The sequence below is a fragment of the Acidisoma cellulosilyticum genome, assembly GCF_020621385.1.
Lineage (GTDB): Bacteria > Pseudomonadota > Alphaproteobacteria > Acetobacterales > Acetobacteraceae > Acidisoma > Acidisoma cellulosilyticum.
Map to the genome: position 1 here is coordinate 185,209 of NZ_JAESVA010000004.1, position 24,686 is coordinate 209,894.

At 63.3% G+C, this 24,686-nt stretch carries 24 protein-coding genes; 6 read left to right on the forward strand and 18 right to left on the reverse strand.

Features of this window, described 5'->3' with window-relative positions:
• Nucleotides 1-15 precede the first annotated feature (15 nt).
• Genes ACELLULO517_RS13175 through ACELLULO517_RS13205 form a run of 7 tightly spaced genes read right to left on the reverse strand, consistent with a single transcriptional unit; the run spans nucleotide 16 to nucleotide 7,716 of the window.
• Nucleotides 16-1,077, reverse strand: coding sequence for a fatty acid desaturase family protein (locus ACELLULO517_RS13175; protein ID WP_227307859.1), 1,062 nt, complete (start codon nucleotides 1,075-1,077; stop codon nucleotides 16-18).
• A 34-nt stretch (nucleotides 1,078-1,111) separates the two neighbouring features.
• A complete protein-coding gene (locus ACELLULO517_RS13180; protein ID WP_227307860.1) occupies nucleotides 1,112-2,017 on the reverse strand; it encodes a sugar phosphate isomerase/epimerase family protein in 906 nt (301 codons plus the stop codon).
• A gap of 40 nt (nucleotides 2,018-2,057) precedes the next feature.
• Nucleotides 2,058-3,155 carry a Gfo/Idh/MocA family protein gene (locus ACELLULO517_RS13185; protein WP_227307861.1) on the reverse strand — a complete coding sequence of 366 codons (1,098 nt, stop codon included), beginning with the start codon at nucleotides 3,153-3,155 and terminating at the stop codon, nucleotides 2,058-2,060.
• 1 nt (nucleotide 3,156) lies between these two features.
• Nucleotides 3,157-4,179: an ABC transporter permease gene (locus tag ACELLULO517_RS13190; protein ID WP_227307862.1), complete on the reverse strand. Its 1,023-nt coding sequence runs from the start codon at nucleotides 4,177-4,179 to the stop codon at nucleotides 3,157-3,159.
• Nucleotides 4,176-5,156, reverse strand: a complete 981-nt coding sequence (locus ACELLULO517_RS13195; RefSeq protein WP_227307863.1) for an ABC transporter permease — start codon at nucleotides 5,154-5,156, stop codon at nucleotides 4,176-4,178. The genes ACELLULO517_RS13190 and ACELLULO517_RS13195 overlap by 4 nt, the downstream gene beginning before the upstream one ends.
• Entirely contained in the window at nucleotides 5,153-6,673 is a 1,521-nt protein-coding gene (locus ACELLULO517_RS13200) for a sugar ABC transporter ATP-binding protein (RefSeq protein ID WP_227307864.1), read from the reverse strand. The genes ACELLULO517_RS13195 and ACELLULO517_RS13200 overlap by 4 nt, the downstream gene beginning before the upstream one ends.
• Entirely contained in the window at nucleotides 6,673-7,716 is a 1,044-nt protein-coding gene (locus ACELLULO517_RS13205) for an ABC transporter substrate binding protein (RefSeq protein ID WP_227307865.1), read from the reverse strand. Before ACELLULO517_RS13205 ends, ACELLULO517_RS13200 begins: the two co-directional genes overlap by 1 nt.
• Nucleotides 7,717-7,978: 262 nt before the next feature.
• Between ACELLULO517_RS13205 and ACELLULO517_RS13210 the strand changes: the two genes are divergently transcribed.
• Nucleotides 7,979-9,028 (forward strand): LacI family DNA-binding transcriptional regulator, encoded by a 1,050-nt coding sequence (locus ACELLULO517_RS13210; protein ID WP_227307866.1) that lies wholly within the window; start codon nucleotides 7,979-7,981, stop codon nucleotides 9,026-9,028.
• A 105-nt stretch (nucleotides 9,029-9,133) separates the two neighbouring features.
• Nucleotides 9,134-10,672, forward strand: coding sequence for a Hint domain-containing protein (locus ACELLULO517_RS28910; protein ID WP_227307867.1), 1,539 nt, complete (start codon nucleotides 9,134-9,136; stop codon nucleotides 10,670-10,672).
• An 84-nt stretch (nucleotides 10,673-10,756) separates the two neighbouring features.
• Here the strand turns inward: ACELLULO517_RS28910 and ACELLULO517_RS13220 are convergent, their stop codons facing one another.
• Nucleotides 10,757-11,647 (reverse strand): SDR family oxidoreductase, encoded by an 891-nt coding sequence (locus ACELLULO517_RS13220; RefSeq protein WP_227307868.1) that lies wholly within the window; start codon nucleotides 11,645-11,647, stop codon nucleotides 10,757-10,759.
• 97 nt (nucleotides 11,648-11,744) lie between these two features.
• On the opposite strand from ACELLULO517_RS13220, the gene ACELLULO517_RS13225 reads away from it, so the two are divergent.
• Nucleotides 11,745-12,584, forward strand: a complete 840-nt coding sequence (locus ACELLULO517_RS13225) for a helix-turn-helix transcriptional regulator (RefSeq protein ID WP_227307869.1) — start codon at nucleotides 11,745-11,747, stop codon at nucleotides 12,582-12,584.
• A 10-nt stretch (nucleotides 12,585-12,594) separates the two neighbouring features.
• The gene (locus ACELLULO517_RS13230; RefSeq protein ID WP_227307870.1) at nucleotides 12,595-13,572 is read left to right on the forward strand and encodes a hypothetical protein; all 978 of its coding nucleotides are present in this window, start codon (nucleotides 12,595-12,597) and stop codon (nucleotides 13,570-13,572) included.
• A gap of 12 nt (nucleotides 13,573-13,584) precedes the next feature.
• Here the strand turns inward: ACELLULO517_RS13230 and ACELLULO517_RS13235 are convergent, their stop codons facing one another.
• The 3 genes from ACELLULO517_RS13235 to msrB all read right to left on the reverse strand — a co-directional run bounded on the left by ACELLULO517_RS13235 (nucleotide 13,585) and on the right by msrB (nucleotide 16,360).
• Nucleotides 13,585-14,946, reverse strand: coding sequence for a sugar porter family MFS transporter (locus tag ACELLULO517_RS13235; RefSeq protein WP_227307871.1), 1,362 nt, complete (start codon nucleotides 14,944-14,946; stop codon nucleotides 13,585-13,587).
• A 183-nt stretch (nucleotides 14,947-15,129) separates the two neighbouring features.
• Nucleotides 15,130-15,858, reverse strand: coding sequence for a peptide-methionine (S)-S-oxide reductase MsrA (gene msrA, locus ACELLULO517_RS13240; protein ID WP_227307872.1), 729 nt, complete (start codon nucleotides 15,856-15,858; stop codon nucleotides 15,130-15,132).
• A gap of 10 nt (nucleotides 15,859-15,868) precedes the next feature.
• A complete protein-coding gene (msrB, locus tag ACELLULO517_RS13245) occupies nucleotides 15,869-16,360 on the reverse strand; it encodes a peptide-methionine (R)-S-oxide reductase MsrB (RefSeq protein ID WP_227307873.1) in 492 nt (163 codons plus the stop codon).
• A gap of 225 nt (nucleotides 16,361-16,585) precedes the next feature.
• Between msrB and ACELLULO517_RS13250 the strand changes: the two genes are divergently transcribed.
• Together ACELLULO517_RS13250 and ACELLULO517_RS13255 are read left to right on the forward strand one after the other, a co-directional pair.
• Complete coding sequence (locus ACELLULO517_RS13250; protein WP_227307874.1) at nucleotides 16,586-18,136, forward strand: sensor histidine kinase; 1,551 nt, start codon at nucleotides 16,586-16,588, stop codon at nucleotides 18,134-18,136.
• Between the two features lie 19 nt (nucleotides 18,137-18,155).
• Nucleotides 18,156-18,521 carry a response regulator gene (locus ACELLULO517_RS13255; RefSeq protein WP_227307875.1) on the forward strand — a complete coding sequence of 122 codons (366 nt, stop codon included), beginning with the start codon at nucleotides 18,156-18,158 and terminating at the stop codon, nucleotides 18,519-18,521.
• Between the two features lie 164 nt (nucleotides 18,522-18,685).
• Here the strand turns inward: ACELLULO517_RS13255 and ACELLULO517_RS13260 are convergent, their stop codons facing one another.
• From ACELLULO517_RS13260 to ACELLULO517_RS13290, 7 genes are read right to left on the reverse strand one after another with little or no spacing between them, the layout of a single operon-like run.
• Nucleotides 18,686-19,486, reverse strand: coding sequence for an urease accessory protein UreD (locus ACELLULO517_RS13260; RefSeq protein ID WP_227307876.1), 801 nt, complete (start codon nucleotides 19,484-19,486; stop codon nucleotides 18,686-18,688).
• Complete coding sequence (gene ureG / locus ACELLULO517_RS13265) at nucleotides 19,483-20,103, reverse strand: urease accessory protein UreG (RefSeq protein WP_227307877.1); 621 nt, start codon at nucleotides 20,101-20,103, stop codon at nucleotides 19,483-19,485. The genes ACELLULO517_RS13260 and ureG overlap by 4 nt, the downstream gene beginning before the upstream one ends.
• Entirely contained in the window at nucleotides 20,100-21,806 is a 1,707-nt protein-coding gene (gene ureC / locus ACELLULO517_RS13270; protein ID WP_227307878.1) for an urease subunit alpha, read from the reverse strand. Before ureC ends, ureG begins: the two co-directional genes overlap by 4 nt.
• A gap of 1 nt (nucleotide 21,807) precedes the next feature.
• Nucleotides 21,808-22,503, reverse strand: a complete 696-nt coding sequence (ureB, locus tag ACELLULO517_RS13275; protein ID WP_227307879.1) for an urease subunit beta — start codon at nucleotides 22,501-22,503, stop codon at nucleotides 21,808-21,810.
• A 10-nt stretch (nucleotides 22,504-22,513) separates the two neighbouring features.
• The gene (locus tag ACELLULO517_RS13280) at nucleotides 22,514-23,191 is read right to left on the reverse strand and encodes an urease accessory protein UreF (protein ID WP_227307880.1); all 678 of its coding nucleotides are present in this window, start codon (nucleotides 23,189-23,191) and stop codon (nucleotides 22,514-22,516) included.
• The gene (locus ACELLULO517_RS13285; protein ID WP_227307881.1) at nucleotides 23,184-23,633 is read right to left on the reverse strand and encodes an urease accessory protein UreE; all 450 of its coding nucleotides are present in this window, start codon (nucleotides 23,631-23,633) and stop codon (nucleotides 23,184-23,186) included. The genes ACELLULO517_RS13280 and ACELLULO517_RS13285 overlap by 8 nt, the downstream gene beginning before the upstream one ends.
• Before the next feature lie 41 nt (nucleotides 23,634-23,674).
• The gene (locus ACELLULO517_RS13290; RefSeq protein ID WP_227307882.1) at nucleotides 23,675-24,658 is read right to left on the reverse strand and encodes a GlxA family transcriptional regulator; all 984 of its coding nucleotides are present in this window, start codon (nucleotides 24,656-24,658) and stop codon (nucleotides 23,675-23,677) included.
• Nucleotides 24,659-24,686 lie beyond the last annotated feature (28 nt).

A 24,686-nucleotide genomic window follows, 5' to 3' on the forward strand; every position in this document is an offset into this window, starting at 1 on the left:
CGAACAGGAAACGCTCTACTGCGTGCGGGTTTCGGGCAAGGTGCGGCGCGCGAAATGATAAGGGTCACGCCGCTGCCGCCAGAGGGTCGGGATGATTTCGCGGTAAGCTTCCCACAGACCGTTATAGGGACGCGGGCAATCCGCCTTCACGGCTTCATGCAAGGCGGCCAAGGCGTGATAGGGCACCATGGGAAACATGTGGTGCTCCACATGATAGTTCATGTTCCAATACAGAAACCGGAAGACCGGGTTCATATAGATTGTGCGGCTGTTCAGCCGGTGATCCAGAACGTCTTCCTGCAGGCCCGCATGTTGCGTGATCCCGAAGACGATCAGCAGCCAGGCGCCGTAGAAGGTCGGCAGGCCGATCACCATGGCCGGCAGGATGGAATGCAGTGCCAGGCAGGCGACCACAACAGCCAGCAGAACGGCGATGTAGAGTCGCGCATACAGGAAGACCTTGGGGCGCTCCATCTCGGGGATATAGGTCATCTCCGCCGGCGTCAGACGGCCGCGCGCATGCAGGACAATCTGGCGCAGCGAAGCGGGGCCGCTTTTCAACGAAAAGATGTTGAGGATGACATTCATCACCTGCGCCGGGCGCGGCACCGCGATTTCCGGGTCGCGCCCGACGATGATGGTATCGGTATGATGCCGCGCATGGCTCCACCGCCAGACAGTCGGTTCGCGCAGCAGCATGAAGCTGGCGATGACATAGACGACGTCATTCATCCAACGCGTTTTGAACGCGGTGCCGTGGCCGCATTCATGCCAGCGGCTGTCGGATGACGAGCCATAGAGCACGCCGTAAGCGATGACGAAGGGAAGCGCCCACCAGGAACCCCAGAAGACGATCATCCCTGCCGCCGTGCCGGCGAGCAGGGTGAACCACAGCAGCGTGTCGCGGATGGCCGGCCCGTCACTGCGGCGCATGAGCGCTTTCAGCTGCGCCCGCGGCAGCGGCGTCGCATACCAGGAGGCGGCGCTGAGCCCCTTCTCCACGGCGAGACGGGAATCTTCCCCGGTCAGGCTGTAATTCCGCATGCGGGCAGCACTCATAGCGGCTGTGGCACTCATCTTTCGCCTCTCGCGATTGTGGCGTGTCGCGTTGTCAAACGCCGAGCGCGCGCAGCTTGCCGTCCAGGAACTTCTTGGCCCGCGGCACGTCCGTCTCATCCAGGTGTTCGATGACGATCGGGATATTCGGATGCTTCTCGGACAGGCGCTTGAGATAGTAGTCGTAGTTCAGCGCGCCGAGGCCGGGGGCGGGCAGTTCGATCGACCCGACGCCGCGGAAGGAATGCGCTTCCGAGGCATCGATCTCAGCATGCTTCTCGCTCGTCTCCATCGACCGCTTGACGTCCTTGGCATGGGCGATGCGGACATGGCCGGCGAGCGTGTCGAAGATCTGCTTCAGCACCGCGTCCATTTTATCGATATTGTGATCCTCGAAGTAATTCGTGGGATCCATGAGCAGGCCGAGGCCGGGGTGATCGACTTCGGCGAAGACGCGCACCGTCTCCTCCACCGAGCCGATGACGTTATTGACATAGGTTTCCAGCAGGAAGACTGCGCCATGGTCATAGGCGACCTGAGAGAGTTCGGCGATGACTTTCCGGCAATCCTCGAACCCTTCTTCCGTCTTGTTCTTGGGGTGATGCACCCAATCGGATTCCGTATTGAAGGTGCCGGTCTCGGAAATCACATAAGGCGTGCCGAAGTTGCGCGCATTGCGGATGATGGCCTTGAGGTAGTCGAGCCGGCGCTTCCGCTCATCCGGATCGGGATGCACGATATTGGTATAGCCCGAGATGGCGCAGATCGGCAGGTTGTAGTCCCGGAACGTTTCCCGGACCAGCTTCGCCTTCTCGACGGTGATCGAATCCGGGGTCGAGAAATCGATATCCTTGAAGGCAAGGTCGAGCTGCACCGTATTGAAGCCGATCGCCTTTATTTTCCGCGCCTGCTCGGCAAGGGCGTAAGGAAAGTATCCGCTGAAGATTCCGACCTGTTGCATCTGTGTTGTTCTCCTCTGTTCTTATTGGTCTTGTCGGCGTTCAATAGCCGAATTCGGAAAGCTTAACGGTCCGCTGGTCCGAGACCGAGCGGTAGGCGGCTTCGATCAGCGCCATGGTGGCGAGATTGTCCTCGGCACTTAGCGCCGGGTGCGTGTCGGTGGCGAGCGCGTATTGCAATTGCTCCATCACGCCCGCAAAGGCCTGGGGAAACCAGCGCGTCGTCCAGGTCGGTTCGACCCATTTGCCGTCGGTCGTCACTTGCGAGGAATAGCGGAAGGTGGAGGGCGAGCCGTTCGGATAGTCCGGCCAGCCGATGCTGCCCTGAGCAATGCCTGCCGTGCCTTCGACCCGCCATTTGATGTAGATATCGCCCTCATACCCCTTGGCCCGGGGCCCGGCCCAGACATCTTCCAGCGAAAGCGCGATGACCCCGGAACGGAAGGTGAGGGTGGAGATGCAGATACCGTCCTGATGCGCGAATTCGGTGCGCGGATCGGGGCGCACGGTCGTCGAAATCGCTTCGACCTCGCCGAATAGATGGCGCAGCACATCGAGATGATGGATCGACATATTGAGCAGCGTCAGCCGCCCGTAGTCGCGCAGGAAGGGCTGCCAATGCGGAATGGCGCGCATATCGATGCTGGCCATGACGGGCGTGCCGAGGGCGCCGCGATCCAGCACCTGTTTCAGCACGCGCATGGATTGATCGAAGCGCATGTTCTGATTGACCGACAGGATCTTGCCCGCGGCCTTGGCTTCCGCGACCAGCGCCTCGGCCGTCGCGAGATCGAGGGCGAGGGGCTTCTGCGCCAGGATGGCGCGGATACCGGGTTGCGCCAGCGCCTGACGGATCAGCGCGGGCTGCTGATGCGGCGGATAGGCGATGTCCAGAATCTCGAAACCGCCAGCATCGATCAAAGCCTCCGGCGTGTCATGGACCACCGGAATATTCCAGCGCTCGGCCACGCCGGCCGCCTTGTCGCGGCTGCGCGAGGCGATGGCGGCCACCGCAAACCGTGCCTCGTGATAGGCGGCGAGATGGATATCGGCCATGATGAAGCCGGCGCCGATGCAGCCGATGCGGAAATCGCGGCAGCGGATGGGGGCGTCGGGGGTGAAGTCGATCGGCTCTGCCAAGTCAGCCTCCTCGGGAGGTGTCTGGGGCGGAGGATGCCGCCGCAATCGGGGTGGGGGTGCGGAACCGGCTGAGAATGACCGCGCGCAGGCTGCCTTTCATCATCCGGTCGAGTGCCAGAAAGCCGAGCAGCACGAGGCCGAAGATGATCTGCCGTCCGGCCTCGCCGATGGCGAGAGCCGTCAGCAGGCTGACCAGCACCGTCATCATGATGGCAGCCGCCGCGACCCCGGCATAGGGTGCGCGGCCACCCGCGAGCGTAGCGCCGCCGATGACGGCGACGACGACGCTGGTGAGAATGTAAGGATCGCCGAGGCCGAAGAATGCCTGACCGACATAACCCGTGAGCAGGAAGCCGGCGAGGGCGGCCAGCGCGCCGCTGAGCCCATAGGCCGCGATGCGGATGCCCGTGACGTGATTGCCCGAGAGCAGCGCGGCCAAGGGGTTGGCGCCCGTCGCCGTCAATCGCTTGCCCCAGGCGGAGGCCGAGAGCAGCCAGACGGCAATGGCGCCGAGGACCGCCCAGACGATGACGATATTGGGGACGCCGCCGCTGGCCCAGCCGCCGATGGCGACCAGCAAGGGGCTGGCCGAATTGGCGGGATGAACGATGGAGACGCCGAGGATAGTGCCGCCGTCGACGACGCTGGCAATGGCGAGCGTGGCCACCAGCGGGGGTACGCGCATCAGCGCGATGCCGACACCGTTGACGATACCGACCAGCCCGCCGGCCGCGACGGCCGCCAGCAAGGCCGGCGCGGTCAGCCCGTTGCTGCCCTGCATGAGGGCGGCGCCCAGGATGCCGCCGAGCGTGGCGCTGGCGCCGACCGACAGATCCAATCCCTGGCCGCCGGCCGCGATGACGATGGTCTGGCAGAGGCCGAAGATGCCCAGGAAGGCCGCGATCTTGAGCTGATTGCTGACCTGGCCGAGGCTGAGGAAGCCCGGCATGAGAATCTGGCCGACGAGCAGCAGCAGGATTGCGACACCGATGAGCGCGAGGGGCCGGGCGAGATGCTTGTTCATGCGCGGCGCCGTCCTTCCAGCACCATGAAGCCGAGGGCGGCGACGATGACGAAGCCTTTCACGAATTCCTGCCAGCTGCTGGAAATGCCGGCGAAATAGATGACATTGGTGACGAGACCGAGGACCAGCGCGCCGATCAGCGCGCCCCAGGGTGTGCCGCGTCCGCCACCCAGAGAAACGCCGCCGATCACGACCGCCGCGACGGAGGCGAGCGTATAGCTTTGGCCCAGGCGCGGATCGCCCGACATGGTCTGGGCGGAAATGGCGATGGCGCCGAGGCAGACGAGCATCCAGGCCACCAGATAGGCGAGCAGCTTGGTGCGGCGGAGGGGAATGCCCGCGACCGCTGCCGCTTCCGGATTGCTGCCGACCGCGATGATGCGGCGCCCGGCGCGATGCCGCGCCAGCAGCGCCCAGCAGGCCATGGCGACGGCGATGATCAGCAGCGGTACCGGGATACCCAGCAACGTGCCGGCATAGCCGTCGCCGATCGCGTCCGAAATCACGCCGCCCGGCTGCGGCATGATGGTGAGCGCCAGGCCGAACCAGATGGCGCCGGTCGCAAAGGTCGCGACCAAAGACGGCAGACCGGCATAGGCAACCAGCAGCCCGTTGACGGCACCCAGAAGGAGGGCCACGAGCACGGCGACCGCGATGACGCCGAGCGGGCCGCCAAGCTTGTCCTGCGGCAGGCTGGCCATGACGCAATTGATCAGCGAGACGCCGGCGCCGAGAGACAGATCAAGCTCCCGGCTGAGCACGATGACGGCTTGCGCGACGCAGATCAGAATGGTCGGCGCGAAGGTCGCGATATTGCCGGAGAGCGAGGAGCCCGAAAAGAAATCCGGCTGCAAGGCGATATTGAGACTGACCACGACCAGCAGCATGAGCAGGCCGGGTCCCAGCCCGCTGCGGCGCAGCGCCTGCCAGGGGGCGACGGCCAGACGGGTCCGGGGCTGTCCGGTGACGGCGCTCATGCCGCGCGTCCAAAGCTGGCGGCGATGACGCGTTGCTCGGTCATCGCGGAGCCCGACAGTGTCTCGACCACGCGGCCTTCATACATGACCAGGATCCGGTCGCAGTGATGTAGCAACTCATGAATGTCCGACGCATAGACCAGCGCCGCGCTGCCGCCGGCGACAAGATCGCCGATGGTGTCGTAGATTTCCCGTCGCGCCCGCAGATCGACGCCCTTGGTCGGGTCGCTGAGCAGCAGCACATCGACCGGCCCTTCCAGCCATTTTCCGATGACGACCTTCTGCTGATTGCCGCCGGAGAGGGTCGCGACCGGTTGCGTCGGTCCACGCGTCTTGATCAGCAGGCGCGGAATGGTCTGGCGCACGAACTCCGCCAGCCGGCGCCGACGCAGGCGCCAGGGACGCGGCTGCATGGCGAGCGCGACGGCGGCGAGGTTTTCGCCGACCGTCTGATCCATGAACAGGCCCTGCCGGTGACGGTCATTCGGCACCAGGCAGATGCCGCGCCGGATCATGTCGCGCGGACGGTGAGGCGAGAGGGCGCGACCGCGATGCAGGATGCGACCGCCATCCTTGCGGCGGAAGCCAGCGACCGTGTCGAGCAACTGTTCCTGCCCTTGGCCCTGCAATCCCGCAATGCCGAGAATTTCGCCACTATGAAGATCGAGATCGACGCCGCGCAGGGCTTGGCCCGCGCACAAACCTTCCAATGTCAGCACAACGTCCTGCGTATCACGCGGCTTGCGTTCCGTCAGCCGCGCCGGTGCGTCGGAATCGCCGGTCAGCAGATCCAGTACCCGCGCCTCATCCAAGCTGCCGTCGAGTTCCCAGGAGCCGACGCGGCGGCCGTTGCGCAGCACGACGAGGTCGTCGCACAAAGCCTCGACCTCCTGCAGCCGGTGGGAGATGAAGATGATGGCGGTGCCGCTGGCCGCCAGCGCGCGCACATGGGCGAAAAGGCGATCGACCAGTGCGGCCGAGAGCGCGGCGGTCGGCTCATCCAGGATCAGCAATCGCGGCTCCCGCGACAGCGCGCGTGCGATTTCGACCAGTTGCTGCTCGGCGGCCGAGAGGCGTTCGACGGGCTGGTCGATATCGATGTCGAGACCGACTGCCTGCAGCATATGCCAGGCCGCCCGCCTGCTGCCGGCGCGGGAGACGAAACCGCCGCGACCGCAACGTTCCATGCCCAGAAACAGATTTTCCCAGACCGGCAGATCGGGCGCGAGGCTCGGATGCTGATGGGCGATGACGACGCCACGCCGCACCGCATCCTTTGGCGTCGTGAAACGCGCGGGCTGCCCGTCCACCAGCAATTCGCCGCCGTCCGACATCATCTCACCCGCGATGATGCGGCACAGCGTCGACTTGCCCGAGCCGTTGGCGCCGAGCAGGCCGAGCACCCGGCCGGGCCGGGGCGCGAGATCGACACTGTCCAGCGCCGCGACACCGCCGAAGGATTTGCTGATCCGGCGGGCGGTGACGCAGGCGGGCGGCAGGGGCAAGGTCTCGGTCATTATACGAAAAGCTTGTCCAATTCGCTCTCGCTCAAGTATTCGCCGAGGAAATAACCGTCCGGCTTATCCGCGACGCTGGCCAGCAACTGGTCGAGATTGTCGTTCGTGACCTCAACCTTGATCGGATAGTGATAAGTATTATTGGGCAAAGGCTTCAGGGTGCGGCCCTGGGCGATGCGCACCGCGACACCGACGGCCGTGCGCCCGATCTCGGGCGGGTTTGAGCGTGCAAACAGATGCACGTCATGCCCGGCGTCACGCTCCTTCTTCCAGGCGAGCAGGAAGGATTTCTGTGCTTCGCCCGTCATGATCGGCACAGGCCTGCCGGCGGCCTGAAAGGCCCGCATGATGCCGAGGCCCATGCCGTCTTCGGTGCAGACCGCGTCGATATGCGGGGTTGCGGCCAGCACCGTCGCCATGACGGCCTGGGCCTTGGCCTGATCCCACATGCCGTAGCCGGACCAGACGATCTTGATGCCGGGATTCTTGGCGAAGACATCCATGAAGGCGGTGCGGCGCGCGACCGCGGCCGGGTGGCCCGGCACGCCGTCCATCACCGCGACGCGGCCCTGGCCCTTCAGCTGAGCGACAATCCATTCCGCGTAATGCTTGCCCCAATCATATTCGTCGATGCCGACATTGATGGCATAGGGATCGCTGACCGCCTGATCGAAGGCGATGACCGGGATTTTGGCGCGTTTCGCCTCATGAATGACGCCGGTCAGCGCGGTCGCGGAATTGGCGTCGATCATCAAAACATTGACGCGGCTGCGGATCATGTTCCGCACGTCCTGGATCTGGGCGGCGGTATCCGGCCCCGCCTGCTGCACGATGAGCTTATGGGCCAGGCCCTGGCTTTCGTACATCGCGAATTGCGTCTTGGACGCGTCGATCATCTGATCGCGCCATTCCGTGCCGAAATAGCCGTTGGACAGGCCGATCGTGATCGGCTCCGCGGCCTCGCCCGGTCTGATGCCCGCCAAAGCGGCGGCCCCGGCCAGACCAAGAGCAGAGGAGGCGAAGCCCCGACGCGTGAGTGCCATTGCGTTTCCCCGTGGTGCTTTTTGATCGGTCGCGGTTGCACCATCCGCGGCCGTTGCTTTTGACGGTGGCGACCGCGGCCGCCTTGATGACGGTTTCGCGATGCCGTCGTCACTTTAAAAGAATGATTTCTAAAACATCAAGACAAATCATTTAATGATGTGTATTGAGGTGTTTATGTTCGATTTCTAAAGAAAATTATCGTGCCGAAGCAAGCGCATGCGGCAATGATGTGTTTTGAGGTTCTATTTGTGAGAGACCAGGATGGCGCTTGACGGAGACGGCCTAAGGACGACGACCAGGCGGCGTCCGACGCTTGAGGATATCGCCCGCCAGTCCGGCGCCTCCCTCGCGACGGTAGACCGGGTCATCAACGACCGGCCTGGGGTGCGGGACAGAACCCGGCAACGCGTGCTGCAGGTGGCGAACCGTCTCGGCTATCTTTCGATCGAGCCGGAACCGGTCATGGCAGGCCCACCGCTGACGCTCGATTTCGTGCTGCCGGACGGCACCAATAGTTTCATTCTCAATCTCGCGCGTCTTCTCGCGGAAAACGCCGCGTCGCGGCCGGACGTCGAACTCCGCCTGCATATGATCGAGGGGTTCAATCCGGCGGCCATGGCGGCGAAGCTTGGCGAACTCGCCGGTCGGTCCCAGGGGCTGGGCATTACGGCGCTGGACCATCCGCTGCTGCGAGAGGCGATCCGCAGCGTCATTGCCGAAGGCACGCCGGTGGTGACGCTTGCGTCCGACATCACGCAAGTGCCGCGCCTGGACTATGTCGGGATCGACAATCGCGCGGCCGGGCGGCTGGCCGGACATCTGCTGGGCCGCTTCGTGCGGGAAGACGTCGCCAAGGTCGCGCTGTTCGCGGGGTCGCTCTCCTATCGCGGTCATGAGGAGCGGGAGATGGGCTTCCGCCATATCCTGACGGAATCCCATCCTGGCCTCGCGATCGTGGAACTGCGCGAAGTGAGCGATGACATGACGCGCGGCTATGAGGAGGCGCGGCGCCTGCTGGAGCGTCACCCGGACCTTGCGGGGATTTACAGCATCGGCGGCGGGGTGGAGGGCATCGCCCGGGCGCTGGAGGAATCCGGGCGCGGGCCGGAGGTCGTCCTGATCGGCCATGAACTGACCGAGGGCACGCGCCGCCTGCTGGTCGCCGGCACCATCGATGCGCTGATCGACCAGAATCCGCGCGTTGAAGCGCGGGAGGCGATCGATCTGCTGGTGCAGGCCGCGCGCGGCACGGAAAGACCGGTCGCCCGGCCGATGCGCGTGCATGCGATCTTTCGCGAAAACCTGCCTTGACCCTATTCCTATCTAAAAACGGCCATAACGTTTCACTTGCGACATAGAGGATAAAAATGGTTCAGTGCGGGCAGGCGAATTTGGAACCTGCAGGAGCACCTCAGCGTGACCGCAGCCAGCATAACTTTGCTTGGTACCTATAGCGAAGCCCTCGGCGACAGTTTGCTGATCGATGGTTCGGGGACCATTTACGGCACCGCGACCGGTGCCGACGGGCCAGCGATCTTTGCCTTCGCGGCCGGCAGTTTCACGACGCTCGGCATCTTCAACGACTATAGCACGACCGGCGGCGGTCCGACCGATGGCCTAGGCATCGACGGCGCGGGCAATGTTTACGCCACTACTTACTATGGCGGCCCGGCCAATGGTGTCGCCGATGAGGTATCCCTCACCAGCCCGCTGACGGCCATCGCCTATTCACCTGGCATGCCCGAGGGGCCGCCCGTCGCTGATGCCGCGGGCGATGTATTTTACGCGTCGGGCGGCAATACCATCTATGAGGTCAAGGCGGGTTCCGGTACGGCGACCGTCTTCGCCTCCGTCGCGACCAATGCCGATCTGACCATCGGTGCCGACGGCACAATCTACGGCACCAATGACGCCGGCGCGTCCGGCTATGGTTCGGTTTTCGAAATCACGCCGGACGGGATTGTCACGACGCTGGTGAATTTTGATGTCGGCAACGGCCGTCTTCCCACGGGCAAGCTGGTTCTGGACGAAGCAGGCAATCTTTACGGCAACGCCAATAATCTTTTCGAGATCGCGGCAGGCACGCACGTCTTTACCCAGTTGGCGACGTTCAGCGATGGCGGTGCGTCCGAGATCAACCAGATCGCGGTCGATGCGGATGGCAATATTTACGGAACGACGACACCGGCCGGTGCGACCTCAGGCGGGACCGTCTACGAATTGGCCGCAGGATCAGATAGCGTCACAACGCTGTTGGATAACGCGGACGGTATCCATGGCCTGACGGCGGAGAGTGACGGAGATCTGCTCGGAACCGTCGGCGACGCGATTATGGAAGTTGTTCCGTGTTTCGTCACAGGGACTTTGATCGCAACGCCTGACGGTGATCGCAGGGTTGAAACGCTTTGCATCGGTGACCCTGTCATCACTGCGGATGGTCGGATCGCGCCGATAAAATGGATTGGTTGGCGTGTCATTCAACGGGATGACGCGAACGGCTACCGTTTTGCCGACGCACTTCAGGTTATGCCGATCCGCATCAAGGCGGGGGCTCTGGGCCCGAATAGCCCAAACCGGGACCTGCTTCTGTCTCCCTGCCACGCTGTCCTGATCAAGGATGTCCTGATTCAGGCGGGTGCCCTGGTGAATGGCGTTTCCATTCTTCGCGAGCATCATATGGCCAGGACGTTTACTTATTACCATGTCGAACTGGCCGATCATGCGCTGATATTGGCGGAGGGCTTGCCGGCGGAAACCTTCGTCGACAACGTGCATCGGATGGGTTTCGATAATTGGGCCGAGCATCAGGCGCTTTATCCAAATTGTGAGTCCATGATGGAGATGGAATTTCCGCGCGCCGCATCCATCCGCCAAGTGCCTGGCGCGATCCAGCATTATCTGATGGACCGGGCAAAGACCTGTTTCGGCCAGGCTGCGGAAACCATCGCTGCCTGAAATGCCCTAGCGACCTTGCCGTCTATGTCTGCATTCGGGCGAGGCGAGTGGGCTTGCCTGTGATCGGGCAAGCCCGCACATGACTCAGTCGAAGTAGCGCATGGCTTCAAGGTCAGAAATCAGCCCGGGGCCGGTCGGGTGCCAGCCGAGAGTTGCGCGCGTCTGCGCGCTTGATGCCGGAAGATCCATGCCGACGAATAAGCCCAGCCAGCCGAAATGGGCTGGTGCGTCTTCGGCCGAGAGGGAGAGCACCGGCACGTTCAAGCCGCGCCCGACGACGGTCGCGATGTCACGCGCCGCGATGCCTTCTTCCGCGACGGCGTGATAGCGGGCGCCGGCCTCGCGCTTTTCCAGCGCCAGGACGTAAAGACGCGCGACGTCGCTGACATGGGCCGCCGGCCAGCGGTTGAGCCCTTCGCCGATATAGGCAGCGACCCCTTTCTGACGCGCCATCATGACATAGGGCGTCACCAGGCCTTGTTTGACCGGGTCATGGACCTGGGGCAGACGCATGACAGAGACATTGACCCCGGCATCCAGCAAAGCCTGGCCTTCCTTTTCGGAGGCGACGCGGGGATTGGGATTATCCCAATTGACCACCGCTTCGGTCGCGGTTTGGCCGAGGCCAGCGCTGCCCATGCCGGTGCCGGAGGTGATGACCAGAGGCTTGCCAGTGCCTTTGAGCGCGGCGCCCATGGCGGCGATCACCCGCCGATCCTTCTCGCAATTGGCGACAAAGTTCGAAAAATCATGATCGAAGGCACAGTGGATGACGCCGTCCGATTGGGCGGCACCATGGGCAAGGCTGTCCGGGTCTTCCAATGTGCCGCGATAGGGTTCGGCGCCGGCGGCGATCAGCGCTTCCGCGCCAGCATCCGACCGCGTCAGGCCGAGGACCTGATGGCCGGCCTTGAGAAGTTCAGGGATGACGGCGGAACCGATGAAGCCGGTGGCGCCAGTGACGAATACGCGCATGAGACGATCTCCGATTGATCCGAGCGGAGTATCGGCTAGAGTCATATCCTGTTAAAGTAGTGACATTATCCTAGTATAATGACCAATAGGATTGGGCATGGCCGTCGAGACCGACAATCTGCTGGGCAGCTACCTCAAGGATCGCCGGACGCGGCTTGATCCGACCGCGCTGGGCTTTCCGGCGGCGCGTCGGCGGACCAAGGGGCTGCGGCGGGAGGAGGTCGCCCAGCGGGCCAATATCAGCCCGACCTGGTACACTTGGCTGGAGCAAGGGCGCGGCGGCGCGCCCTCGCCGGACGTGCTCAACCGGATCGCCAATGGTCTGATGCTGACCGAGCCCGAGCGTGAGCATCTGTTTCTGCTCGGTCTCGGTCGCCCGCCTGAGGTGCGCTACAAGGCGGTGGACGGCGTGACGCCGCGTCTGCAGCGCCTGATCGATAGTTTTGAGGTCAGCCCGACGATTATCAAAACCGCGCTGTGGGACATCGTCGCTTGGAATCCTGCGGCGACCATTTTGCTGACCGATTATAGCGCGCTGGTTCCGGGTCAGCGGAACATCCTGCGCCTCATCTTCGGCCATCCGGGTGTTCGTGCGGCGCAGGAAGACTGGACCAAGGTCGCCCGGTTCGCGGTCGGCGCGCTCAGGGCCGATGCCGCGCGCGCGGGTGCGGTTTCGGAAGTCGCGGCGCTTGTGGAAGAGCTCTGTCAGCTCAGCCCCGAATTCGAGGCGCTATGGCGCGACAATGACGTGAGCAGTCATGGCGAGGGGATCAAGCGCTTGCACCATCCGATCCTTGGTCCGCTGGAGGTTGAATATTCGGCTTTTGCGGTCGACGGCCGCCCTGACCTGTCCATGATCGTCTATAATCCGGTCAAGATCGCGGATGCGGATCGTATTCGCGCCCTCGTCAGAGCGAAAGCAGCGGCAGGATGCTAGGATGACAATCATGACGGCGCGTCGGATTTGCGGCTTTGCGGCCAGCATTCTGCTCGGCCTGATGGCGGCCGTCAGCCCTGCGGCGGCGGCAGAGGTCGCGCTGCTCAAACCCTTCGGCACCGTTTCCATCCATTCGCCTATCCAGCCGGTGCCGCCGGGCGGGCCATTGCCTTATACCGCCAGCGGCCCGGCAGCGAGTTGGGGTGTCGTCGCCTGGGATATTCCCGGTGGCGATCTGTCGGCCTTCACCTCCACGCAGGGCGGGGCCGGACCGATTTCGACCTCGCATGCGGCGGAGGCTACCGTCAGCGTCGCTCAATCGCCGGCCGACGGGCCGGTGATTTCCCTGTCACAGGACGGCGCGATACTGCCTTGCCAGACAGCCGGCGGCCAGCCGCGTGAATCCGATCTGCTGCTGTCCCCCAATAGAGGGAACAATCATTTCGACGTCAGCGGCTATCTGTCGCAATCCCATGCTTATGCGCTGACGTCGCTCCATCATCTGACCGCAAGCGCGACCGTCTCCTACAGTGCCACGCCTTCGGCGAGGCCCGAGGTCTGCGGTGTCGCGCAGGGCAGCGCGCTGATGGCCGTCATCCTCAACAATCCTGTCCGCCATCAGACGCTGTTCTATCAGCTTGCTTTGACCCTCGTCTGCGGACCGCAGCCGGCGCCACGGCTCGCCTTTTGCGCGAAGATGCGAGCGGAGCCCTGGTCCAATTTCTTCTTCACGAAGAACCCTTTCGGGGTCGACGACAGATTGCCCCTGCTGGGCCAGGCCTTTCTGACGTCGGGGGAAACACGAACCATTCACGTCGACCTGCTGCCAAGGCTGATCGGGTTTCTGCGTGCCGGTCCGCTGTCGCTCGATACCGATCCCAGCCATTGGACGATCGGCGGTTTCTATGCCGGCCAGGATATCTGGGGTGGCGTCAAGCTGACCACGCATTGGTCATCGGTCCAGCTTGTCGCGGATGTCGCCGACTGACACAGGGATAGGTCAGCCGGCGCGGAACTTGCCGCTGTGCAGATCGGCCTCGATACTCTCCAGACTGCGGCCGCGGGTTTCCGGCACCAGCCGCCAGACGAAGGCGAAGGCGAGCAGATTGGCGAGGCCGAACAGCCAGAAGGCGCCGGCTGGGCCAAAGGCCGAGACGAGGCTGAGCGTCGTCAGCGAGATCAGCAGATCGAAGCTCCAATGCGATAGCGCCACCATGCTCATGCCCTTGCCGCGGACACCGAGCGGGAAGACTTCGGAGCCGACCAGCCAGATAGCGACGGAGATGGAACCGACGTTGAAAATCTCGTTGCCGAGAAGACCGCCGACCGCCAGCCAGCGCATAACGCCATGCGGCGTGCCACTGGTGAAGGCGAAGCCCAAGACCAGCAAGGAGAGTGCGGCGAAGGGCAGGAAGCGCAGCATCAGCTTGCGCCGGCCCCAGCGGTCCACCGCCCATATGCCGAAGGAGGTGCTGGCGACGATGGTGACGCCGACGGCCAGAGAGGTCAGCAGCGCGGCATTTTCACCGAAACCGGCGGACTTCAGAATGGTCGGCGCATAATAGATCACCGCATTGGTGCCGGTGATCTGGGAGAACATCGCGACCCCCATGCCGGCGATCAGCGCAGGACGCAGCCGCGGCGTGAAAAGCTCCGACCAGCTGCGTTCCGCATGGACGGTTTCCTCGATATCGTCGAGTTCCTTATCGACTTCCGCCGACGAACTGCGAACCCGCAGCAGCGTCTTCCGTGCGGCCTCCCGATTGCCGTTGAGGGACTGGAAGCGCGGGCTTTCCGGCAGCCAGAACAGACCGACGAGCAGGATGATCGCCGGCACGATGCCGAGGAGAAACATCAACCGCCAGGCGCCGCTTGCCCCCAGCAGCCAGCCGACGATCGACGAGACAAGGATGCCGCCGACGATCGCAAGCTGGAAGAGCACGACCAGAGCGCCGCGCCGAGCGGCCGGCGCCAGTTCAGCGATATAGACGGGCACGATCTGCGAGGTTGCCCCGATCGCGAGACCCAGCACCAGGCGGGACAGCACAAGCACCGCGATGGAGCCTGCGGCGGCGGCGGTGATCGATCCCACGATAAAGACGATTGCGGCCGCAACGACAACCAGCCGGCGGCCGATCCGGTCGGAAATCGGCCCGGCCGCCATGCAGCCGACGAGGGCGCCGGCGACGATGGCGGAGGCGATCAGCTGTTTCGCGAGATTGCCGAGCTCTGCGCCATGGGGGTTGAGGTCATGTCCGATAAACAGCAGCGCGGCTGAGATAATGCCGGTGTCATAGCCAAAGAGAAGTCCACCCATCGCGGCGATTGCGGCGACAAAAACGACGAACCTGCTTCCGTCCATACTGACATCCCTCGACCACATTGCGTCTCAACGCCCTGCGATCACATTTGGGATGGGTCATGAAATTTGCCATGGCCTGCCGTTGCCACGGAAGCGGGAGGCAGAACTGCAAGGCCGCGCGCGGCCCAGGCAAACAGGATGAGAGGTCCTTAGACGTTTGACCTCTCATCCAAAAGCGTCAGGTCAGGAGCTTTTAATGCCGGTCACAAGAATCGGCTGGGCAGAAAAATCGGTTGGGAAAAGCTTCTGCAGCGCACCAACCTTGGGCAGATCGAAGGTCGCGATATAGTCGCTGTCGGGATGCAGCGTCAGGTAGTTCTGATGATAACCCTCGGCCGGATAGAAGCCCGTATTCTGACCGACGATCGTCGCGACCGGCGCGGCGTAGGTCTTGGACTGGTTAAGCTGCGCGATATAGGCATGGGCGATCGCCGCCTGTTCCGGCGTCGTCGCGAAGATCTCGGACCGGTATTGCGAGCCTGTATCCGGGTATTGCTGGTTCACCTGGGTGGGGTCGGTCGCGACCGAGAAATAGATCTGAAGCAGCTTGCCGTAGGTGATGATCTTCGGGTCATAGGTGATGCGCACCGATTCCGCATGGCCCGTGGTGCCGGTGCTGACCGTCTCATACTGCGCATTGGCGGCGCTGCCACCGTCATAGCCGGACATCGCCTCCGTCACGCCATGGACATGCTGGAAGACGCCCTGGACGCCCCAGAAGCAGCCGCCAGCCAGAATCAGCGTTTCGGTGCCGGCAGCGCCAAGCTTTTCGTCCAGGCTGGGCGCCGGCACGATCTTGTTCAGCGCTTCCGCCTGGCTGCGGACGGCACCGAAGGTGAGCGCGCCTGCGGCCAGCACGACGGCAAGCCCGGCGGCGGAAGCGATGGCAGTCAGGCGGGAATGGCGAGGCATGGTTTGATCCTTACGCCGAAGCGGTGAAGGTGAGGGCGACGCCGTTCATGCAGTAACGGAGGCCCGTCGGTTGCGGCCCGTCCGGAAAGACATGGCCCAGATGGCTGCCGCAGCGGCTGCAATGGATTTCCGTGCGTTCCATGCCGAAACTATTGTCGGAACTCTGGTCAATGCCTTTGGGCAAAGGCTGCCAGAAGCTGGGCCAGCCGGTATGGCTGTCGTATTTGGTGGCGGAGGAATAGACCGGCAGGGCGCAGCCGGCGCAGGCATAAATGCCCTTGCGCGTCTCGTAATCCAGTTTGCTGGAGAAGGGGGCTTCCGTGCCTTGCTGCCGCAGCACGGTATAGGCGGCCGGGCTTAGCATGGACCGCCACTCCGCATCGCTATGGCTGACGGGATAAACGGTCGCGCTGGCCTTGGCGGGATGGGAGCGAAGGCTTAGAAGCCCGCCCCCGGCGATGCCCAAACCCAGCAGTCCAAAAAGCTCGCGTCTCCTAGCCATGGTCATGCTCCCCTATGTGTCATCTCTCTATTCGGCGCCTGTGAGCGGCAGGTTACACCAGGGCGGCGGCTGATCCGATGAGGATCAAGATGTTGTGACACCAGCCCAAATCCGTCGATAGGGAGGTTTCGCACTGCATTTGGGTTTTGCCGAAAAACACCCCTAGCTGATAGGAGCGCTGGCTCCTATTGGGGCAAATTGCCGCTTGCGACCGAGATCAAGCATTTGAAACCACCGATTTATACCTTCGACGCTGACAGGCTTGCCGCGCTCGCCAATTACGCGATCCTGGATAGCCCGGCCGAGCCGGCCTTCGACGGCATCGTGCAACTTGCGGCGCAGATCTGCGAAACGCCGGTCTCTCTGGTCAGCCTGGTCGCCGATGACCGCCAGTGGTTCAAGGCCCGCGTCGGTTTCGCGCCCTGCGAGACCGACCTTAATCGATCGGTTTGCGCCCATGCGCTGGTCGAGCCTGACCTCCTCATTATTCCAGACCTGACGCAAGACCCTCGCAGCGAAGCCAATCCGCTGGTGACGGCAGATCCCTTCATTCGCTTCTATGCGGGTGCGCCTTTCCATGCCGTGACCGGGGAGGTGCTGGGCAGTCTCTGCGTGATCGATACCCAACCCCGGCCGGCCGGCTTGACCGCATTGCAGGCCGATGGCCTGCGGAATCTGGCCCGTCAGGTTTCGATCCTGCTCGACATGAGACGGGCGATCGCGGAGCGTGATGTGCTGGCGGCAGAGCAGCGCGCGGCTGAAGCCCGCCGGCTCGCCTTGGCGCATCTGGGCGACAGGCTGAGGGAAATGTCGACATTGGCCGAGATGACCCGCCTGGCGGCGCGCATCGTGGGCGAGGCTTTGAGCCTGAGCCGCGTCGGCTTCCACGCGCTGGATGAAGGCGGCTTCTATCGGCCGGGCGAGGCAGACTGGATCGCGGAGGGCGAGACGGAACAAGGCCCTGTCGTTGATCCTGCGGATCTTCGGCAGAGCATTCTGCGCGGCAAGCCGCTCGTCACGCAGAATGCCTTGGCTTTGCATATGCCGGTGCGGGAGCGTGGGCATACGGTCGCCGTGCTGGTCGTGCAGGATCATCAGCCGAGGGACTGGTCGCCCGAGGTGCTGGCCTTCCTTCGCAATGTGACCGATCGGCTGGAAAGCGGCCTGGCACGGCTGAAGGCGGATGCCGAACAACAGGTCCTGAATCACGAACTCAGCCATCGGCTTAAAAACACCTTCGCGATGATCCAGGCGATCGCAACGCAGACGTTGCGCGCCGTGCCGGATCAGGAGCCGATCGACGGTTTTTTGCGTCGATTGCATGCCCTGTCCGCAGCACATGATGTTCTGCTGCAGCAGAAATGGACTGCGGCCAGCATGACCGAAGTTGTCGAAAGCGTCATCAATCTGCTTGAGGATGGCACACGCTTCGATATTGCGGGACCCGAAATCGTGATGGGACCGAAAGCCACGCTGTCACTGTCTTTGCTTCTTCACGAACTCACGACGAATGCGATGAAATACGGATCACTGTCTCGCGAGAGCGGAAGAATTGTCATGACTTGGCAGCTCGATAGCTCATCTAACGAGACGGAGCTTGCGTTGCATTGGCGTGAGTTGGGAGGGCCGCCGGCAGCGGAGCCGAGCCGTAGAGGTTTCGGGTCTCGGCTTATTCGGACGGGTCTTCTCGGTAATGGCGGCGTCAAACTGCATTACCTCACCTCAGGTTTTGAGGCTGAATTTCGAGCACCGCTCGCCCAGGTGCAGCTTTCCTAGGGTGACGGGAGCGATGAGCATGACGAAGATAAAAACCGTGATCCTGGTTGTGGAAGATGAGCCGCTGCTGAGGATGGCGGCGGTCGATATGGTCGAGGATGCCGGTTTTGAGGCGATCGAGGCGGCTGACGCGACCGAGGCCGTCCGGATTTTGGAGACGCGACCGGATATCCGGATCGTCTTTACCGATATCGACATGCCGCGCGGCATGGACGGGATGAAGCTGGCCGCCTGTATCCGGGACCGCTGGCCGCCGATCACCGTCATCCTGACCTCGGGGTATCACGATGTGTCTGAGGTGACGCTACCGGCGCGGAGCCTGTTTTTTCCGAAACCCTATAAGGAGCAGGACGTCGTGGCCGCCTTTCGGCGTCTGGCAGCCTAGAGTCTGTCAGGTTTAGTTGGAAACGCCAAAAAATCTGTCGTGCGCGGGCCCCGACCCGCGCATCTACCCGACGCAGCAAGCAATCGGCCGGCTGGGCGCCGCGGCGGGTGGGTCCGCGCAACAAGTGCGCGGATGACAAATTATCTATTAAAACCTGACAGACTCTAAACAGCGATTGCCGTCAGCAGGGCGTTTCGGATTTCCGTCATGGCGATATCGAGATCGCCGCCGTCATGCGCTGCAATGCGGATCATGATGCCGCTTTCTGCACGCAGCCGGGTCATGCCCCAATAACAGGACGTGCTGTTGCCAGAGAGGCGCGACAAAACGTCCTTGACCGTCTCGTAAAACCCGTCGTGCATGGCGCGCAGCAGCCAAAGACTGCCGAAGGCGCGATAGGTGCCGGCGGCGATATCCGTATCCGTGATCTTCGTCCGGTCGAGCGCGACAATGCGCCCGGCGGCATCGCGAATGCTGACGCGACTGTCCAAGTGGCGCTGCGCGGCGGCGAAACCCTGCGGATCATGCATGAGAAAGCCGTCCTGAATCAGGACCGTGCTGTCCTGTCCGATGGTCAGGTCGATGGATTGGACAAGCCCGCTGCCGGGTAGAAGAATGACAGGGCGCGGCAGATAGTGAAGGCAGGCTCTATCCTCGACGTGCAGCGTTACGGCGAAGTTTGGAGATGCCTTGCCGCGCCGGTCATGCACGATGGTGGCGGACGGCATGACAATGACGGCCGACGCATCAGGCCCCACGGCGATGCGCTGCGCGACCCGCTCATCACCGAACAAGCCGCCCGAGACGGATTGCAGAATGATCCGGGCCGTCGGCCCTTGTCCCCGCAAAGGGGCCGTGACGAAGAAGGGATAAGTGACATGCCGATGCGCGAGCACCGTCTGCCGGCCGCGCTTCTGGAAAGACAGGTCGAGCGGCGGTGGGCTCAGGTCAGCCAGTGCGTTCATGCTGCCTGATACAGCACGGCTGCGCAAAGCGCGTCAGCGACGGCGTCGATACCCTCGTTCGCCCGGCAATTGGTGCAAAGAACCGGCCGACCGGCGCGGGCGGCGGAGGCCTCGCGGATCATCGGCGCCAAGGTCACGCCAACATAGGGCGCCAGATCGACCTTGTTGATGACGAGAAGATCCGATTGGATGACGCCGGGTCCGCGCTTGCGCGGAATGTCATCACCACCCGCGACATCGATCACGAACAGCCAGTAGTCGACCAGATCGAGCGAGAAGGTGGAGGCGAGGTTGTCGCCGCCGCTTTCGATCAGGATCAGGTCCAGATCAGGGAAATCGCGATCGAGACTGTCGGCTGCCTCCATGTTCAAGGTCGGGTCCTCGCGGATCACCGTATGCGGGCAGGCGCCGGCCTCGACCGCCAGAATGCGTTCCGGCGCCAGAAGATTGGTGCGGCGCAGGCGCTCGGCATCCTCATGCGTGACAAGGTCATTGGTGATAACGGCGAGATCGACGCCGCGTTTGTGCAAAGCCGGGATCAACCGCTCGACCAGGGCCGTCTTGCCGGATCCGACAGGCCCGCCGATGCCGATACGGGCCGCGCCAATCTTTCTCATCGCAGCATGTACTTTCTGTTGAGCGGTACGACTGCCGTGGGCGGGCAGGTGAGCAGCCTGCCATCGGCCCGCACTTCGAATGTCGCGGAGTCAACCTCGATATGCGGCTGCGCGTCATTGCGGATCATGTCGCGCTTGCCGAGATTGCGGACGGAGGTGATGGGCACCATGCGCTTGCCGACGCCGAGCTTGGTCTGGATATCGGCCTGTATCGCGAGTTTGGAGACGAAGGTGACACCGAGATGCTGGGGGGAGACGCCGGTCGATCCCCACATCGGTCGCTGGATCATCGGCTCGCTATCGATCTGGCTGGCATTGGCGTCCCCCATCACTGCCCAGGCGATGAAGCCGCGCTTCATGACCAGCCAAGGCTTGATGCCGAAAGCCGCGCGCTTCCAGAAAACGAGGTCCGCCATCTTGCCGGGCGCGATGGAGCCGACATGGCTGTCGATGCCCGCTGCGATCGCCGGGTTGATGGTGTATTTCGCAATATAGCGCTTGATGCGCTCGTTATCGGCCCGCGCTGTCTTTTCTTCCGGCAGACGCCCGACACGGTCCTTCATCACAGCCGCCAATTGCCAGGCTTTGGCGACGTTTTCGGCGAGCCTGCCCATGCCCTGGCTGTCGGTCGCGAAGATGGAAATAGCGCCCATGTCGTGCAGGAAATCCTCCGCCGCCATGCTCTGCGGCCGGATACGGGATTCCGCGAAAGCCAGATCCTCCGCCAGACGCCAATTCATGACATGCGCCAGCATGGTCATGGGCAAGCCCTCGTTCAGAGCATAGGCCGTGAACGGATTGGTCGGGTTGGTCGATGACGGCAGGACATTGGCGAAGCTGTTGACGCGCAGCAGATCCGGCGCATGGCCGCCGCCGGCGCCTTCCGTGTGATACATGTGGATGGTGCGATTGCCGACGGCGCGCAGCGTATCCTCGCAGAAGCCGAATTCGTTGATCGTGTCGGTATGCAGATTGACGCAGAAGTCGTGGCGGTCAGCCGCGATCAGCGATCCGTCGATGACCGCACCGGAAGCCCCGAAATCCTCATGGATTTTGACACCGAGCGCGCCGCCGGCGACCGATTCCTCGACCGCCGCAGGGTCGGAACAGCCCCGCCCGAGGAAGCCGAAATTGAGGCAGGAATGATCAGCCCCCTGGATCAGCTGGCCGAGGACATTGGGGCCGGAACAGGTCACGTCGAAATGCGGACCCGGCGACATGCCGATGATGGTCGTGGTGCCACCAGCGAGCGCGTGTTCGCTCTGCTGCGGCGACAAGAAATGGGCATGCGCCTCCACCGCGCCGGCGGTGATGATATAGGGCTCGCCATGATAGACGGTGGTGTTGGGACCAGTCCGCAGATGGGGATCGACGCCCGCCATGATATCCGGATTGCCGGCCTTGCCGATGCCGACGATCAGCCCGTCGCGGATACCGATATCGGCTTTGATGATGCCGAGGACAGGGTCGATAATGGTGGCGTTCTGGATGACGCTGTCGAGCGCGCCGGAGGCATAGGTGCCGGTGGTCTGAAAGCCTTCACCGTCACGCATCATCTTGCCGGCGCCGGTCGTCAGCTCCTCGCCATAGATCGTGTAGTCGCGCTCGATCTCGGCGAGCAGATTGGTGTCGCCCAGGCGGATCATATCGCCCGTGGTGGGACCGAAGGTCGCTGCATAATCGCGCCGGGAAATCTTTGCCATATCAAATACCCCGATAGCCGCCGGCGCGTGCGGCGGTGAAGGCAGCCTCGCGCACCGCGTCATCGTCCAGCTTGCCCTGCGTCAATCCGGACTGGCCCATGACGATGCGGTCGCCGGCCATGGGGATGAGCGTGACCCGCTTGCGCAAGCCAGGCTCGAACCGCACGCCGCCGCCCGACAGAACGTCCAGCCGCTTGCCGAAGGCCTGGGCGCGATCAAAGTCGAGCGCCGGATTGACCTCGAAGAAATGGGTATGGCTGCGCACCTGGATGTCGCGGTCGCCGGTATTGACGACATCGATCACCGTCAGCGGCCGGCCGGCATTCAGCTCGATCTCACCGTCCAGCGTGATGATCTCCCCCGGTTCATCGATCTCCGGTGCCGGTTCCGTCCCTGGCCCGATCGGGTTGAAGACGATGACCATCTTGGTGCCTTCGGTGAAATTCGCCTCGACCGAAATCATATCGACCATCGGCGGCACGCCGGGTTCCACGTCATCGGCTGTCAGCAACTGCCCGGCGAAATTGACGATTGCCTCATAGGTCATGCCCTTGCGGGCGGCGAGCATCATCTCATCCGCGATCAGCGCGATGGCCTCGGGGTGGGAGAGCTTGATACCATGGACGCGCAGGCGCCGGGCATGTTCGGCTGCCATGAACATCGTCAGGCGTTCAATTTCAGTGGGCGCGAGATTCATCGGCCATCCCTCAATTGGAGAAAAGACGCTGTGTCTGATCCATGTGCCGCATCGCCGCGATATCGGCGAGCGGCGTGAAACTCTGGATATCGTCGGTGTCCGGCATCGGCTCTGCGATGATCCGCGCAAGATCGGGTCTGACATCAGCGAGGCTGCGCTGGGCGTCGAGATGGCTGATGAGGCCGAGGCGGATCGCGGCCGTGCAGAAGCTTTGCGCCATGCCATAGGCGCTGACGGCAAGCGCGCTGGGCCCATCGAGACCGATGCCTGCGAGCACCACGCCTTGCACGACGGGAAGATGGCCTTGAGCCTTGCCGCCATCGATCGCATTCTTAAGTGGTTGAGCGCCCGGCGTTCCGAGCCGCAGATGCGTGCCCAATAGAGCCAGCCCGGCGCGGCGGGAGCCCGCTCGCATCGTCTCCACCGTGGCCCAGGCATCGGCCAGATCATCGAGCGCGAGCAGCCGGGACAGATCACCCGCCGCCGCATGGGCATGGGCGATGATAACGCGATCGCATTTGGCCCAGCGATGCCGCATCTGACCGGCCAGGAAACCGCCGAAGCCGGTGCGCGTGATTTGGCCGTCGGCGATCAACGATTCCAGCCCCCAGGAGAAGGCGAAGCCGCCGCCCGGGAACTGACCGTCGCCGAATTGCAGGGCCGTCAGAAGTCCGGATAGGTCATTCAACGACCGAGACTTTGCCGGCGCTCTGCAGGTCTACAAGCCGCGCGCGGTATTCCTCCACCGGACGGTCCAGTGCCACCATCAGGCAGCCCTCCTCGAACCGCACTTTCCAATGCAGATTGCCGGCGAGATAGCCGAGTTCCATGGCGCCATCGTCGCTCGGGCGCAGGCGCAACCAGTTCTGCTGGCCGACGCGCAGAATGATAGCGCGGTCATTCTCCAGATGAAGCACTGCGCCATCGAAAAGCTGTGTCGCACGCGGCAGGGAAACGAAGCAGGCGGTGCCGCGGTCGGTATGGCTGTGAAAGCGCCGGCGCGGCAGGTCTGCCGGTTCCACGAACAACACCTCCACCACACCATGATGGCTGATGTCATGCAGGCGCTCGGCCAGGGTGGGATCGGTCTGAGATCCCATTATCGCTTCGATCACTATCGGCTGGTCCATCACCCTAGTCTTCCATCAGCCGGCGCGAATGTCGATACGGTTCAACCCTTATCCTCGCGCGTCTCGAAGCGGCGCCGGTAGTCGGCCGGGGTGACGTTCAACTGCCGTTGGAAGGCGCGGCGGAAACTGTCGATGTCACCGAAGCCGCAGGCACCGGCGACCTGTTTCGGCCGCTCGCCTGCTTCCAGCATCTGCCTCGCGGCCTCGATACGGACGGTATTGACCCAGGTGGCCGGCGTCTGGCCCAATTCCTGTTGAAACAGCCGAGCGAAATGTCTTGGGCTGAGCCCGGCCCGGTCGGCAAGGGTCGCCAGGCTCGCATCCTCATCCGGATGGGCAATCACCCAGCGCTGGATCTGCTGCAGGGAGGAGCGACCGGCGGGGTTGGCCGCACCGCGCCGGCTGAACTGCAACTGCCCGCCGGGCCGCTTAAAGAACATGACGAGTTGGGAGGCGACGCGTTTCGCGATCTCCTGTCCCAGATCCTCCTCGACCAAAGCGAGGGCGAGATCGAGCCCGGCCGTCACCCCGGCGGCGGTGCGCACCGGTCCGTCCCGCACATGCAGCGCATCGACGACGACCTCGACCGCCGGAAAGCGTTCCGCGAGCAGGTCAGCGACCGACCAATGGGTGGTGACGCGCCGTCCGTCGAGCAATCCCGTCGCGGCCAGCGCCAAGGCGCCGCTGCAGACCGAGCCGAAGCGGCGGGCACGTGGTGCTTCGTGAAGCAGCCAATCGAGTATTTTGGCCTCGGGCAATCTCTGGCCGAAATGCGGGGCGCCGGCGATGAGCAGCGTGTCGAATTTTTCGCTGTCCTCACCGAGAACAGAATCCGGGAGAAGACGCATGCCCGAGGAACTGGCGATCGGCCCAGGGGCGGTGCCGATGACCTTCAGCTCATAGGCCAGGCTGCCGGCCTGGAGATTGGCTTCCGCGAAGACATCCAAAGGACCCGCGACGTCGAGCAGTTGCACGCCGGGCAATGCGAGGATGCCGATCCGTCGTGATGCGTCAGGGCGTCTCATTGTCCGGTGAAATGTCCATATTAATCGT